At 47.7% G+C, this 13,070-nt stretch carries 16 protein-coding genes; 7 read left to right on the top strand and 9 right to left on the bottom strand.

Annotated features, from left to right (window positions below; genetic code table 11):
* Positions 1 to 268 precede the first annotated feature (268 nt).
* The 6 genes from CWB99_RS24230 to CWB99_RS21240 form a co-directional block, all read right to left on the bottom strand.
* Complete coding sequence (locus CWB99_RS24230) at positions 269 to 427, bottom strand: hypothetical protein (RefSeq protein WP_171045421.1); 159 nt, start codon at positions 425 to 427, stop codon at positions 269 to 271.
* A 167-nt stretch (positions 428 to 594) separates the two neighbouring features.
* Positions 595 to 894, bottom strand: coding sequence for a Bor family protein (locus CWB99_RS21255; RefSeq protein ID WP_138553212.1), 300 nt, complete (start codon positions 892 to 894; stop codon positions 595 to 597).
* Between the two features lie 266 nt (positions 895 to 1,160).
* Positions 1,161 to 1,307, bottom strand: coding sequence for a hypothetical protein (locus CWB99_RS24225; RefSeq protein ID WP_171045420.1), 147 nt, complete (start codon positions 1,305 to 1,307; stop codon positions 1,161 to 1,163).
* A gap of 276 nt (positions 1,308 to 1,583) precedes the next feature.
* Positions 1,584 to 2,150, bottom strand: a complete 567-nt coding sequence (locus CWB99_RS21250; protein WP_138553211.1) for a hypothetical protein — start codon at positions 2,148 to 2,150, stop codon at positions 1,584 to 1,586.
* Between the two features lie 3 nt (positions 2,151 to 2,153).
* Positions 2,154 to 3,314: a M48 family metallopeptidase gene (locus tag CWB99_RS21245; protein WP_138553210.1), complete on the bottom strand. Its 1,161-nt coding sequence runs from the start codon at positions 3,312 to 3,314 to the stop codon at positions 2,154 to 2,156.
* A gap of 3 nt (positions 3,315 to 3,317) precedes the next feature.
* Positions 3,318 to 4,025 carry a hypothetical protein gene (locus tag CWB99_RS21240; RefSeq protein WP_138553209.1) on the bottom strand — a complete coding sequence of 236 codons (708 nt, stop codon included), beginning with the start codon at positions 4,023 to 4,025 and terminating at the stop codon, positions 3,318 to 3,320.
* Positions 4,026 to 4,177: 152 nt separating this feature from the next.
* Between CWB99_RS21240 and CWB99_RS21235 the strand changes: the two genes are divergently transcribed.
* Complete coding sequence (locus CWB99_RS21235) at positions 4,178 to 4,981, top strand: VOC family protein (RefSeq protein ID WP_138553208.1); 804 nt, start codon at positions 4,178 to 4,180, stop codon at positions 4,979 to 4,981.
* 34 nt (positions 4,982 to 5,015) lie between these two features.
* Here CWB99_RS21235 and CWB99_RS21230 read toward each other — a convergent pair whose 3' ends face one another.
* Complete coding sequence (locus CWB99_RS21230) at positions 5,016 to 5,741, bottom strand: hypothetical protein (protein WP_138553207.1); 726 nt, start codon at positions 5,739 to 5,741, stop codon at positions 5,016 to 5,018.
* Between the two features lie 128 nt (positions 5,742 to 5,869).
* On the opposite strand from CWB99_RS21230, the gene CWB99_RS21225 reads away from it, so the two are divergent.
* The 3 genes from CWB99_RS21225 to CWB99_RS21215 all read left to right on the top strand — a co-directional run bounded on the left by CWB99_RS21225 (position 5,870) and on the right by CWB99_RS21215 (position 9,322).
* On the top strand, positions 5,870 to 6,535 hold the full coding sequence (locus tag CWB99_RS21225) for an SDR family oxidoreductase (protein WP_138553206.1): 666 nt from the start codon (positions 5,870 to 5,872) through the stop codon (positions 6,533 to 6,535).
* Between the two features lie 70 nt (positions 6,536 to 6,605).
* Positions 6,606 to 6,986 carry a hypothetical protein gene (locus CWB99_RS21220; RefSeq protein ID WP_138553205.1) on the top strand — a complete coding sequence of 127 codons (381 nt, stop codon included), beginning with the start codon at positions 6,606 to 6,608 and terminating at the stop codon, positions 6,984 to 6,986.
* Positions 6,986 to 9,322 (top strand): fatty acid cis/trans isomerase, encoded by a 2,337-nt coding sequence (locus CWB99_RS21215; protein ID WP_138553204.1) that lies wholly within the window; start codon positions 6,986 to 6,988, stop codon positions 9,320 to 9,322. The genes CWB99_RS21220 and CWB99_RS21215 overlap by 1 nt, the downstream gene beginning before the upstream one ends.
* Before the next feature lie 34 nt (positions 9,323 to 9,356).
* Here CWB99_RS21215 and CWB99_RS21210 read toward each other — a convergent pair whose 3' ends face one another.
* Complete coding sequence (locus tag CWB99_RS21210; protein WP_138553203.1) at positions 9,357 to 9,998, bottom strand: peroxiredoxin-like family protein; 642 nt, start codon at positions 9,996 to 9,998, stop codon at positions 9,357 to 9,359.
* Between the two features lie 131 nt (positions 9,999 to 10,129).
* On the opposite strand from CWB99_RS21210, the gene CWB99_RS21205 reads away from it, so the two are divergent.
* Positions 10,130 to 10,750, top strand: a complete 621-nt coding sequence (locus CWB99_RS21205) for a dUTP diphosphatase (RefSeq protein ID WP_138553202.1) — start codon at positions 10,130 to 10,132, stop codon at positions 10,748 to 10,750.
* Here CWB99_RS21205 and yrfG read toward each other — a convergent pair whose 3' ends face one another.
* On the bottom strand, positions 10,751 to 11,407 hold the full coding sequence (gene yrfG, locus CWB99_RS21200; RefSeq protein WP_138553201.1) for a GMP/IMP nucleotidase: 657 nt from the start codon (positions 11,405 to 11,407) through the stop codon (positions 10,751 to 10,753).
* A 61-nt stretch (positions 11,408 to 11,468) separates the two neighbouring features.
* On the opposite strand from yrfG, the gene nudE reads away from it, so the two are divergent.
* Both nudE and cysQ read left to right on the top strand, forming a co-directional pair.
* Positions 11,469 to 12,032, top strand: a complete 564-nt coding sequence (gene nudE, locus CWB99_RS21195; RefSeq protein ID WP_054017716.1) for an ADP compounds hydrolase NudE — start codon at positions 11,469 to 11,471, stop codon at positions 12,030 to 12,032.
* A complete protein-coding gene (gene cysQ, locus CWB99_RS21190; protein WP_138553200.1) occupies positions 12,032 to 12,829 on the top strand; it encodes a 3'(2'),5'-bisphosphate nucleotidase CysQ in 798 nt (265 codons plus the stop codon). Before nudE ends, cysQ begins: the two co-directional genes overlap by 1 nt.
* Positions 12,830 to 13,070 lie beyond the last annotated feature (241 nt).

Genomic DNA, 13,070 nt, shown 5'->3' with positions numbered 1-13,070 from the left:
TTGCAACTATCGTTGAGTAATATCGACTTTAGTTAATGCAATAAGCATTGTGAAAAAGGCCATTCTCTAATAAAGAGCATGGCCTTTTTTAATGCCTGAAATATGGCGATGGAAAATGCGGTGTGGAAGTACATCCATGTAGCGACGCCCATCGCGCATCCTTGCGCTCACCTCCTCGTGCTGCGAAGCGGTGGTGACTCGAGGCTTCCTGTCTTACGCTCTTCGAGCCAGCGTAGCTGTTCAAAAATATTCCGGATATTTTTGTCGTTCATTCGTCGCCCTTGCGCAAAGGAAATGCCAGTGCAAGCACTGTGTCATTATCCTTTGCACGACAGCTGCGAAGCGGTGGTGACTCCAGGCTTCCTGCCTTACGCTCTTCGAGCCAGCGTAGCTGTTCAAAAATATTCCAGACATTTTTGTCGTTCACTCATCGCTCTTGCGCAAAGGAAATGTCAGTGCAAGCACTGTGTCATTGTCCTTTGCACGATAGGTGGTAACTGTGTTCGTGCCAGATCTATGTATGGGCTTAGGGTAGAGCTTATCTTCGGTTAATAGTCGTTAACGAAGTATGCTCTCACCATGAGGTTCAATGTGTTAGGCTTTGCAGTACACCTTAGCATCACGAGGTGTATAAATACCGAATGTGATAGCGCCTAATAATCCGTTAATAAAAGTGTGTTGAGCTTCTACTTTGACAATATTTTCAGCCCCGCCACAAATTTCAGAAGCGTTGGTAATTTCTTCTTGACCAAGGCCACTAATGAAAAAGTGCTGAGAATGCTGAACAGTTGGAGTTTTAGTATCTGTGTTATTTGCTGCATTTATATTAAATGTCTGTGCTGCACAGCCACTTAAAGCGATTGTAACGAGAGAAGATAAAATAATGTGTTTCATGTTTTTCCCTTTAAGATTGTGTTTAATTTTAAAGCATTACGCCGTTGAGTAAGGCAAACGATAGTGGCAAAACTTGTAAGGTTCAAACGGGGTTTGTGTTTTTTTGTTCGATTTGTCAAGGTATTGTAATATTTTGTGTGGCTGCCATTTATTTAATAAGCTTTTCGAGGCGTTCCTCGAACCCGCTAATAAAACGACTCATCGCCTGGTGCCAGTTTCGAATCGGCATTGACCATTTATTACTGGTGTCTTTAATTGCTTTACGTCTATGTAGCGACGCGCATCTCGATAATTGCTCCTGCATTATTCTCCTTCCCCATGCTGCGAAGCGGTGGTGACTCCAGGCTTCCTGCCTTACGCTCTTCGAGCCAGCGTAGCTGTTCAAAAATATTCCAGATATTTTTGTCGTTCATTCGTCGCCTTTGCGCAAAGGAAATGCCAGTGCAAGCACTGTGTCATTATCCTTTACACGATAGGTGGCGCTCTCTACAGGGTAATGTCGGTGCTAGTTGCTACAATCGTAGAATAATCTACAGATTGCAGTAACACTGTGAAAAGGTCGTTTCCTTGTAAAAGGTGCGGCTTTTTTAATGTCTGGCATTCAGATAACGGCGTTGAGCGGGAGGAGGTGGGTATTGGTGGAACGATAGGGCGGGCTGGGCTACTGCTAGCCCGGCCCGCGAGATACTTTAAATTACAACGCTTTCGAAGATACTATTGATCTCTGCCTGGTGCTTTTGTGCGTAGTGCATGCTGGGTGCAACGTACATGATGACATAAAGCTTATCATTTTTAGTGGTCAGCAAGGCATCGACGGATTTCTTCAGGCCATGTTCCAGGAAATATGAAAGCTGTAAACGAAATGCAATATCATCTCCAAGTTCAACCGGTGACATATTGTCTGTCGTGACGGAGATTGTTCCACCATGACTATTTTTTAAGGAAGTCTTAATGAACTCTTCCAGTTCATTTGGCAGCATGCCTTTTTTGAAGGTGGGCAGAGGTAGTTCTTTGTTGTGTGACTTAAAGATACTCTCTCCTTCGTTGATATTGCCTATGATATAAAGTTCATTCAGGCCCAGGCCGTCTTTAGTCCACAGCTCTGATTTTTTATGTTGATTGAATCCTGCTTTGTTCCAGGTGCTGGTCGGCGTTAGGGTAATACCATGTACCGTTGTTTGTTGAGACTTGACGAGTTTGAAAGCTGCGCATGCATTAAGCATAAGTAGCATGCTAATCATTAGTAGTTTTTTCATTTTTTATCCCAGAGATTTTAAATAATATTTAATCATGGCTTTATCTTTGGCTTGGGGAGCCCGTTCCAGGTATTTAAGAAAGTGCGTTTTAGCTTGTTCTTTATCTTTCTTCTTTAGATACAGGTATGCCAAGTGCTTGAACGCCTGAGGCGGTGACTTCGGGCTTTGAATTGATGCCAGGTAATATTCAAGTGCTTTTTCAGTATCACCATCTTGTGCACGTTTGCGGTAGAGCTCGCCAAAAAAGAAATCAATCTTTTCTTGTGGATAGCCCAGGCTACTATGCCGTTTAAGTAGTATTTTTGTTTGCTCGTGCTCTTGCAAATCAACATGGTTTCTCATTAGCTTAAAGTAATTGGAAGAAAGTAATTTAAACAGCGGCTCCGATTGTGATTCGGATTTAGGTAAAGCCTTTAGCTTGTGGGCGTGGCTAAGTAAATATTCACTTCTTTCCTTGGAAGGTGGGTGACTAGCCCAGAAAGACCAATTGGAATCTTTGCTCTTATCTTGTTCCCTTTCTTCCAGAACACGTTGCCAAAGCTCACTTGCTGCCGTTGGGTTGTACCCCGCTTTATGCATTAGCTCTGCGCCCATGATGTCCGCTTCTTTTTCATGCGTGCGGCTGAAGGCAGCACTATTTCCTGACATCGCCAGTGTTGCAACGCCGTATACTCCAGTTACTGCGGCAATCCCTGTATCTAACAATATGGCTGCCCAGGCTGCACTTTGAGCACTTCGCCACTGCTCAATTTGGTGAGCACGGAGAAAATGCGCAATTTCATGACCAAGTACAGCCGCTAATTGAGCTTCATTCTCCACCCTTAACAACAGCCCGGTCCAAACATGCATCATGCCATTAGGGTACATTGAGGCATTAAAGTGAGGGTTATCAATTATATAGACCCGAATTGAAGCACAGTATTCTCCCGCTATTCTACAGACCATATTATTTACATAGTCGTTTAGAGCAGTGTCTCTGACTAAATAAGGAGAACTTTTAATATCAGCTTCAATCTGATTTACCTTATACCAAAACCCTCCCTCGTCACTAGACCAGTCCGGTTCATACTTTGTGTCTATTGTAGGGGCAAATGTCATCTCAGAGGCTTCTGCACTGAGCATCCCGGCTGCCGTAAGAAGAATAATAAAGATGAGACGTAGCATGATTTAGCCTGCTGCAGGAAAGCTGTCTAGTAAGTTTGTGACTGACTTTTGCGCTGCTTTTGGTGTACGTAGATCTCCTGTAGTGCTCACCAATCGATTGAACCAGACTATATCACCATTGTTTAGGTCCACAAGCGAAGCAAAGCCAACCTGCGTGCCACCTGCTACTCCGACGCCTGCGAATGCTGCAAAAAACTGCATGGCTTTTCGTCCTGCGCTGGCGTAACTATCTCGAACAAAGACAAAGAGTGCATAGTCAGCACCGGTTTCTTTTGCTAATGCTTGTGCATCTTTACCTAGACTCCAGTCAAACTCTTGCTTTTTAGTCGGAAGTGTTTGGTGGCCCAAGTGATGCACAAGCACAGAAAAGCCGACAGCCTCATGCAACTTCGCTAATTGATAGCTCGTAGCATTTGGATCGGTATTTTTTGTTTCGTATTTTGAGCTATTGGCATTTTTGCTGGCCATAATGTCTGCGATAGACTTAGTCATATGTTCTTTGGCATTTTCAGTCCAATCAGCTTTGGTTTCGAGAAAGCCAAGTGCTGAGAGTTCGGAAAGCTCAACATCCAATGGCATTAACAGTATTTTAGAACTTGCATTAGTTTGGGTTTTTAATTCAGTTGTTCCTGAATATTTTTTGGTTTGTGCACACCCCTGTGCAAGCAGTAAAGCACTGAAAAGTGCGATAGTGAGTAGTTTTTTTATCATTTTTAGTACCTTTAATTCAAACTGTTACAAAATAAGCTATTTATTAAGGATTTGCAATAAACTGTAAGAAAATGTAGGAGGAGTCGGCTGGCATTTCGGTATTTATTTGCTAGCTTTAAAAGTTATACATATAAGCATTTTAGGGTCTGTTTATGGCGCAAATACACGCACCCAAACTCTTGTCTTTCTGCTGGGCTGAATTGTGTTCGAGCAATTGGCAGAAGGCAAAAGCGTTTTATACACAGCTTTTTGACTGGGGTTTTGAGGATCAGCCGATTGGCGAGGGCGCTTATTATACTATGCTGCAAAAGCACAATGATGATATCGCCGCTATGTATCAGATGATGCCGCAACAAAAAGAAGCGGGGGCGCAAAGTCAGTGGCTTAGCTATATTGCAGTGGACAATGTGGATGAAATGGCAGAGCGAGCCGTCGCACTTGGCGCAGAGATTATTGCTGGCCCACATGATGTACCGTCAGCTGGTAGGATGGTTATGTTGCAGGAGCCTGCTGAAGGCGCGCATTTTGCGCTTTGGCAGGCCAAAGAGCACATTGGCTGTAAGCGTGAACTGGAAGCCAACGTGCCCTATTGGCATGAATTGGCAACACGTAATAGTCAAAAAAGCAGGGCGTTTTACAGTGCCTTGCTGGGTTGGCAGGCGCAAGATAAACCTATGGAAGGGATGGATTATGTATTGTTTAGCGCACGCGATACGGTGGTTGCAGGCATGCTGCAGATGACCGAGGAGTGGGGAGATGAGATCCCGGCGCACTGGATGACCTATTTCGCGGTGCTAAATTGTGACGCAATGGCAGATAAGGCCAAAGAGCTAGGTGGTCAGGTGTGTGTACCACCAACGGATATTCCCCAGGTTGGTCGCTTTGCTGTGATCACAGACCCTCAGGGGGCGGTTTTTTCAATCATTCAGTCTGTTATGCATGAGATTGAGCCCTAATCAGATGGAACCAGAACGCCTTTGCTATCCGGGCTTAGTCCAGAGAGATAAGTTGCCCCTGGCAGTGTGCGAAGGCATTTTGCAGCCGTGAGACATAGTGTTTGAGCTGTCCGCTTTTTCTGATGGCTTTAATGTGGGCACCGAGTTTTGGCACCAAGGCACGGTGTTTCTTATGGACATAGTGGTACACAGTAAAAGTACTTTCGTCGGCGACTTTACTATACAGAGTCGACAAGCCAGACTCACACAATGAACCCAGAGCATACTTATCGGTAACCAGGATGCGATTGACGCGGCCACGGCTCAGCGCCTGATAGGCCGAAATATTGTTTTGCACCGGATTGCAGTTGAGCTGGTGTTGCTCACAATACCATACGGTAATTAAATTGCCGGCAATAATCGCCAAGTCGGTTTCATTGGACAATTCACAGTACTTTGGCGCCGTACATAACAGCATGAGTCTGAGTTCGCTCAGCGGTGCCGGCACTGCAATTAAATTTGGATAACGCGCACCGACTAACCCAACACGCCCGGCTTCCGCATCCAGCTCCCCATCATTCACCAACTGCAGGCCTCGTTCACTGGGCAGAAATTCAAACTCAGGCCTAATACCCATGGGTGCATATATTTCAGTGAACATAGCGGTGATTTGCTGTTTCCCCAGGCTATATGACAGAGCCTCACTGACATTAATACGATAGGTGTTTGCCTGAACTACAGGCAGCCACAGCAGAGTAAGCATGAGCAGGTAGTTTGGCAAGAGTGTACTCCTTTAACTGGCATTCTTTAAAAGTAGCAGAACCTGCTGGGGCTGAAAGTAATCGCTGTGAGCTATAGACTAGTCATCATGCCAACTACGAGCGAATATTCTCAAATGAGGAGGAAGATATGTCAAAACATGTGGTGATCACAGGCGCAAATCGCGGGATTGGCCTGGAATTATGCCGACAATACCTAGCTGCCGGTGATCAGGTCACGGCGGTGGTACGTCGCAGCTCCGAAGCATTAAAGTCTTTGGGTGTTACCGTTATTGAGGGCATTGATGTTAGCGTGCCAGAAGATATCAAGACTTTATCAACTGCACTTACAAATCAGAAGATAGATATCCTGATTAATAATGCAGGTATTTTCCGTAACGAATCACTTGCCCAAATGGATTTTGCAACGCTGGAGAAACAACTCATGGTCAATGCCGTTGCACCGGTACGGGTAACGCACGCGTTACAGGGCAATCTGTCTGAAGGAAGTAAGGTGGCAATGATCACCAGTCGTATGGGCTCTATTGCAGATAATGGTTCGGGTGCCTATATTGGCTACCGCATGTCTAAAGCGGCCTTAAATGCGGCGGGTGTCAGCCTGGCACATGAGCTAAAACCGCGTGGAGTATCGGTGGCGCTGCTTCACCCCGGGTTTGTACAAACTGAAATGGTCAACTATGCCGGTGATATCTCACCTTCAGAAGCGGCACAACGCCTGGTTAAGCGTATCGGTGAGCTGACGCTTGAGACCAGTGGTGGGTTCTGGCACTCAAATGGTGATCGCCTGCCCTGGTAAGCGGGACACCTTTGACTAGCAAAGTTGTGCTAAACTTGCGGCAGGTATTTGCATAAATGAGCTAACTTTCATGGAACTTCAAGAAAACACCCCACTGAACCTGCCTTTGTTTAAACTGGACGATAATCTGGCCGAGCGGGATATGGCACAGCCAGATCTGACATTAGAAGTCATTCTGGATGCTAATCTGCTGGCAAACTTGTGCCAGAATCCAGCGCCTGAGCAAAGTGTCAGCATTCCACTTGAGGGTTATCAGATCAGCAATATTGAGCAGCAAGTGGCTGAAGTTCTGAGCCAGGGTCATCAGGCGCAGTTGCTGCTCAACCATGGCCCGGTACTGAGCGCCGTATTAAGCTGCGAAAGTCAGGCGATGTTTGTCTCTCCGCCCATGGAAATGATGCCCACGTTTGACCTGGGGCTGGATGATGAAGATGACGAAGAGGGCGCATAATGCGTAGAACCGGCTGGATATTGGTTGGCATAGTCACCTTATTGAGTGGCTGTGTGGCATTAGGTGTCAACCACTACGACGACCTGTTTGGGCCGCAGCAAACACAGCAGCGCATGCAACCCCACTCAGCGCAACAGGGCGCCACTTATCTCAGTGACATAAAACCGATCCTGGATACGCGATGTGTGGTGTGTCATGGCTGCTACGATGCCCCCTGTCAGCTCAAGCTGAGTTCACCCGAGGGCATTGATCGGGGAGTAAGTAAAACCCGTGTATACGATGGCACCCGTCTGCTGGCCGAGTCGCCAACCCGTTTGTTGTTTGATGCGCAAACCACGACACAATGGCGTGACAAGGGCTTTACGCCCATTCTCAATGAGCGAGTGCAAACTGAGTATGCCAATCTCAACGGCAGCGTGCTGTACAACAGTTTGTTACTCAAGCAGACGCAGCCGTTTGCCCAGCAAGGGCTATTGCCGGATCACTACGATTTTTCATTGGACAGGGCACAAACCTGCCCGACCATGGACGAATACCCTGAGTATGCTCAGGAACAACCTCACGCAGGCATGCCTTATGGCTTGCCTGCGCTGACTAACAGTGAATTTGCCCAGCTTTCTGAGTGGATCAAACAAGGCTCACCTATGAGCCAGATTGCGCCACCCAGTGACGCGGAGCTAAAGCACGTTGCAAAGTGGGAAAGCTTCTTAAATCAGGATGACAATAAAACCCGCCTTGCCGCCCGCTATATCTACGAACACTGGTATCTGGCACACATTTACTTTAACCGTCTGGAAGCGCCTTCCTTTTTTACTCTGGTACGTTCTAAGACGCCCCCGGGAGAACCTATTGAGCTGATCGCAACGGTCAGACCATTCGATGACCCTAAAGTCTCTCGGGTCTACTATAGGTTGATGCAGGTGCGCAGCTCTATTTTATCTAAAACCCATATGCCACTGGCACTGGATGACGATAAACTGGCCCGCTTGCAGGCCCAGTTTATCCGTAGTGAATATGAGGTGGCACAGTTACCAGGTTATGCGCCTAAGTTGGCTGCCAACCCTTTTAAGGTGTTTGCGGCGATCCCGGTTAAATCACGTTATCAGTTTATGCTCGATGAGGCTGAGCTGATCGTTAAAGGCTTTATTAAGGGCCCAGTGTGTCGTGGCCAGATAGCCCTGAATGTGATCAATGACCATTTCTGGGTGGCCTTTGTCGACCCCGAGAAAAATGCCTCGCCGGCCGTAGAGCAGTTGTTGACCCGGCATGACGACGACCTTATTTTGCCTGCCGCTGAGCAAAGCAATGTGCTGCCTTTGTCAAGCTGGGCGAAATATGCCAAGCGCCAGCACGACTATCTTGAAGCCAAAACAGCCCTAGCCAATCAGGTGTTTGCTGATGGCAAGCGACTTAATATGGATCTGATCTGGCAGGGGGATGGGCACAATCAGAATGCAGCTCTGACCATTTTCCGCCATTTTGACAGCGCCACAGTAGTGAAAGGGTTTATCGGTCAAGCACCTAAAACCACCTGGGTGCTGGATTATGCCCTGTTTGAGCGGATCCATTATCTGCTGGTTGCAGGGTTTGACGTGTATGGCAATATCGGCCATCAGCTGGTGACCCGGCTATACATGGATTTTCTGCGTCTTGAAGGAGAGCAGAACTTTCTGAACTTGCTACCGCTGAGCCATCGTCAGCGCATTAAGCAGCACTGGTATCGCAAATCACATTTGAGTCTCAGTGAATTTATCAATCGCAAGTCATTACTGGGCGCACCGTCTGGGATCCGCTACCAAAGCGACGATCCGCAGGCTGAGCTGTATGACATGTTAAAAGTACACCTAAAACCGGTGTTGAATGAAGCCTATGACTACACCGCCGTGCCAACTGCGCTGCAGCCCCTCAATGAATTGCCAGTAGGGGCGATCAACCAGTTGCCGCAGGTGTCATTTATTCTGGCTGTCGATGCCAAAGGTGCGCATCAGCCCTATACACTGATCCATCATAATGCACACTTTAATATTTCCAGCTTGTTGAACGAAGAGGGGCAGCGCGCCTATCAGGAAGATACCGCGACCTTAGTCCCCGGGTTTATTGGTGACTATCCGGAGGCCATCTGGCACCTGCCGAATCAGGCGCACATAGATGCCTTTGTGCAGCAACTCAGTGATGTGCGCACCGAGTCCGATTATCGCACGCTGAAAGCCACCTTCGGGATCCGCAGAACGCATCCGCAGTTCTGGCAATACAGCGATTTACTGCATCGTATTGCCCGCGAAACTCGGGGAGTGGAATACGGGTTGTTCGACTACAACCGACTGGAAAATAGGTAATCAACGGCGGGCCCTCGCGTGGGCCCGCTGGATATTATTTTAGATTACTGGCAGCACGGACCGCGGCCAGTAGGACGCTTTCTTCCAAACGCACTTTGTAATTGGGGTTAGCGTACTGAAACTGTACCAGACCTGCCTTATCAATCACAAACACAGCGGGTACAGGCAATGCCACTCTGTTTTTGCCATCCAGATCCACAAACTGCACGCCCATACGATCGCGGTAGGCTTTAGCCGTTTTATCATCCAGGAAATAAGCCAGTCCAAGTGCCTGAGTTAACGCCAGTTGATTGTCAGAGAGCAATCGATAGCTGGGGGAGCTTATGTTACTTTTACTGAGTGCCTCTGGGCTGTCAGGTGAAACCGCCACTATCTGCGCGCCCAGTTCAACAATCTGCTGTTCAATTTTCTGCAATCCAGCCAGCTGACGAGAGCAGTAGGGGCACCAGCCACCGCGATAAACGACCAATACCGTAGTCTTGTCTTGATACAGTTTTCCTAAATCAACAGTTTTGGCGTTGTTGTCCTGCAGGCTTAAAGTGGGCGCCATTATCCCAGGCAACAATGGAGCGACCTGCTCAGGGTGCTCACTGATATTCGTCGCCTCCGCGGCAGACGATGAGAAAGACAGAAACTGGATGACTGAAAGAGTAATCGCAAGAAGTACGGAACGCATGTAAAACCTCAAAAATTTGTTTATGACCTCTAATAGAACGGCACAATACGAAAAAGCTTTCATCATGGTATTTGCGCCACTGTGTGGGTATCATAGCGCTTTGACTGAATAGTGAGAGTGAGAGCGCAAATATGTCTGCGAATAGTGCGAAGCTGGTTGTGATGCTGGAAATGCAAAACGCTATGAATACCAAAGTGCATGAGCAATGGTTCAGCCAAGGGTTTGAATGGTATCGCGCCATCTGGGTTGAGTGTGCAGAAATGCTGGATCACTACGGCTGGAAATGGTGGAAAAAACAGACGCCGGATACCGAGCAAGTGATCCTGGAGCTGGTTGATATTTTCCACTTTGGCTTGTCTTTGCGCATTGATGGCGAAACAGCCTATGAAGCTTTGGCGGCACAGCTGGAAAGCGAGTTGGCACAACCATTATATGCTGAAGACTTTAAGGCTACACTGGAAGTGCTTGCTGCCTCAGCTGTCGGCGACAAAACCTTCAATGCGGCCGCCTTTGCCGGATGTATGCAACAGATTGGCATGACCCTGGATGATTTATATCGCGGTTACGTGGGTAAAAATACCCTGAACTTCTTCCGTCAGGATCATGGTTACAAAGATGGCAGCTATATTAAACAGTGGCACGGTAAAGAAGACAATGAGCACCTGGTTGATGTGGTGAAAAGCCTGGATACTGAACATCCAGACTTTGCTAAGCTTGTTTATCAGGGCTTGCAGGCACGTTACCCGGGCTGATCAGCTGATCGGCAGTAATGTACGATAGTCGCAAATAGCCGGGTAATCAGTGATCTCTTTTTGAGGTTGCTGGCTATCCGGGTTTGCGATGGCCAGTAAGTGTCCAATACCATACTCTTTTGCGGCAGCTAAAACCGCCAGGCTGTCATCAACGAATAAAGTCCGATTTTTATCAAATCCCAGATCCGCCTGAACCTGTTGCCACAGTTGCTGGCTTTCCTTACTAACACCATAGCTATGCGTGGAGATGAGTTTATCCAGATACTGGTCAAACTGGGTGCGCTCGATTTTGAGGCTTAAACTGTCTGGATGCGCATTGGTTAATAATATCAGCTCTTTTCCTGCGTCTTTCAGTGCCTGCAAAAATGCCGGTACATCTTCTCGGATCGAAATTAAGTGTTGGATCTCGCGCTTGAGCTCCATGATGGGTAACTGCAGCTGTTGTTGCCAGTAATCCAGGCAATACCATTCTATCTGTCCCATAACGGCTTCATAGCGAGCCATAATATCGGCGCGGGCTTGCTCCAGTGTCAGGCCTTGCTTAATGGCGTGGGCTTTGGGGATCACGTCCAGCCAAAAGTGATTATCAAAATGCAGGTCGAGTAAGGTGCCATCCATATCCAGCAGCACAGTATCGATCTTTGACCAATTTAACATAGGCATTTACCTGTAAAGGCTTTATGATGAGGTTAATGGCCATGATAGCAAAATAATCTCTATGTCACAGAAAAAGCACCCAATTCCCCCTGAGATATTAGCCTCTGAGGTTGTCGCAAAAAGTAAACTCTTTACAGTTGAATCCCTGTCTTTATCGTTTTCCAATGGTGAACGCCGCGAGTATGAACGGGTTCGTGGCGGCGGCCGGGGAGCTGTGATGATAGTGCCCATATCGGCTGAAAATGAGCTACTATTAGTAAGAGAATATTGCGCGGGGACGCATGATTATCAGCTTGGTTTTCCAAAGGGGCTGATCGATCCGGGCGAAACCCCGATTGAAGCGGGAAACCGTGAGTTAAAAGAAGAAGTTGGCTTTGGCGCTCGGCAGTTTTGTGATTTGAAAACCCTATCACTTGCACCCAGCTATTTTAACGCCAGAATGCACATTTTGGTGGCGCAGGATTTATATCCGGAGCAACTGGCCGGTGATGAACCTGAGCCGCTGGTGGTAGTAAAATGGCCCCTGGCACAGTGGCAAGCGTTACTGAGTCAGCCCGACTTTACCGAAGCCCGCAGTGTCGCCGCGCTGTTATTACTACAACAGTACCTGACAACGGAGGCTTAATGCAGTCATATTTAGAGCCCTGTATCACCCTGGCTGAGCAGGCCGGGCAGGCGATTATGGCCATCTATCAGCAAGACGACATAGGTGCACGGGAAAAGTCTGATCATACACCGGTGACCGCCGCGGATCTGGCTGCCAACGAAGTGCTGACCGCGGGGCTGCAAGCACTGGCCCCGAATGTGCCGATTATGTCCGAAGAAACCCCCATTCCACCGCTTGAAAGCCGTCAACACTGGCAGCGTTATTGGTTGCTGGACCCGATGGATGGCACCGGTGAGTTCATTCTGGAAAGTGGTGACTTTGCGGTAAATATTGCTCTGGTTGAAAACAACCAGCCAGTACTTGGCGTGATCCACTGGCCCGCTAAAGGCGTGACTTATTTCGCTACTCATCAGGGTGGGGCATTTAAGCGCACCGACGGGCGTGATGAGCCAATTTCGGTAGCGCCGAAAGGTACACTCACTTTGGCGGTCAGTCGCAGGCAAAAAATTGAGGCGGTGAGCCAATATCTTAACAGTCAATTTGATACCGTGGCTTTGGGCTCCTGTTCGCTCAAGGCATGTATTGTGGCGGAAGGGAAAGCCGACTGCTTTTTACGTGTCGGACCAACTGGGGAGTGGGATACCGGGGCATCTCAGGTCATTGTAGAAGAAGCGGGTGGCTGCATTACCGATGCTGAATTTAATCCACTGACCTACAATCAAAGAGAAAGCACAGAAAATCCTGACTTTATTGTGATGGGCCATCCCGATTGGCAGTTCCAGAAGCTGATCAACCCGCACCAAAGAGAACAATAGTCTGGCGGTCATTTTGGTCGCCAAGACAATAAATGTCATATTAGGGCGTTAGAATATCGTGGTTTGACTGCTTTTTGAGCGGTTGGCGCCCTTTTCTCAATTAAGACCTTGCAATATCAAATCAATTCTATATTATAGCGACCTCTTAAAGAGTTAGGGCAAATTAAGCCTCATTAAGAACTTTTTAGGTACTTCGCTCAACGGAAGTAAAACGTTGAAAATACAGGCGCGGGATGGAGCA

The organism is Pseudoalteromonas rubra, assembly GCF_005887095.1.
In the GTDB taxonomy this organism is placed as follows: domain Bacteria; phylum Pseudomonadota; class Gammaproteobacteria; order Enterobacterales; family Alteromonadaceae; genus Pseudoalteromonas; species Pseudoalteromonas rubra_E.
The sequence above is the reverse complement of the archived record's forward strand: the minus strand, read 5'-3'. Positions and strand labels throughout refer to the sequence as shown.

What these genes read in the sequence shown, in the direction of transcription:
- CWB99_RS21220 (WP_138553205.1), top strand. Translation starts at nt 6,606, where the DNA reads ATGGAACTTCAAGAAAACACCCCACTGAACCTGCCTTTGTTTAAACTG.
- cysQ (WP_138553200.1), top strand. Translation starts at nt 12,032, where the DNA reads ATGCAGTCATATTTAGAGCCCTGTATCACCCTGGCTGAGCAGGCCGGG.
- CWB99_RS24225 (WP_171045420.1), bottom strand. Translation starts at nt 1,307, where the DNA reads ATGAACGACAAAAATATCTGGAATATTTTTGAACAGCTACGCTGGCTC.
- CWB99_RS21235 (WP_138553208.1), top strand. Translation starts at nt 4,178, where the DNA reads ATGGCGCAAATACACGCACCCAAACTCTTGTCTTTCTGCTGGGCTGAA.
- CWB99_RS21245 (WP_138553210.1), bottom strand. Translation starts at nt 3,314, where the DNA reads ATGCTACGTCTCATCTTTATTATTCTTCTTACGGCAGCCGGGATGCTC.
- CWB99_RS21255 (WP_138553212.1), bottom strand. Translation starts at nt 894, where the DNA reads ATGAAACACATTATTTTATCTTCTCTCGTTACAATCGCTTTAAGTGGC.
- CWB99_RS21205 (WP_138553202.1), top strand. Translation starts at nt 10,130, where the DNA reads ATGTCTGCGAATAGTGCGAAGCTGGTTGTGATGCTGGAAATGCAAAAC.
- CWB99_RS21240 (WP_138553209.1), bottom strand. Translation starts at nt 4,025, where the DNA reads ATGATAAAAAAACTACTCACTATCGCACTTTTCAGTGCTTTACTGCTT.
- nudE (WP_054017716.1), top strand. Translation starts at nt 11,469, where the DNA reads ATGTCACAGAAAAAGCACCCAATTCCCCCTGAGATATTAGCCTCTGAG.
- yrfG (WP_138553201.1), bottom strand. Translation starts at nt 11,407, where the DNA reads ATGTTAAATTGGTCAAAGATCGATACTGTGCTGCTGGATATGGATGGC.
- CWB99_RS21215 (WP_138553204.1), top strand. Translation starts at nt 6,986, where the DNA reads ATGCGTAGAACCGGCTGGATATTGGTTGGCATAGTCACCTTATTGAGT.
- CWB99_RS21250 (WP_138553211.1), bottom strand. Translation starts at nt 2,150, where the DNA reads ATGAAAAAACTACTAATGATTAGCATGCTACTTATGCTTAATGCATGC.
- CWB99_RS21225 (WP_138553206.1), top strand. Translation starts at nt 5,870, where the DNA reads ATGTCAAAACATGTGGTGATCACAGGCGCAAATCGCGGGATTGGCCTG.
- CWB99_RS21210 (WP_138553203.1), bottom strand. Translation starts at nt 9,998, where the DNA reads ATGCGTTCCGTACTTCTTGCGATTACTCTTTCAGTCATCCAGTTTCTG.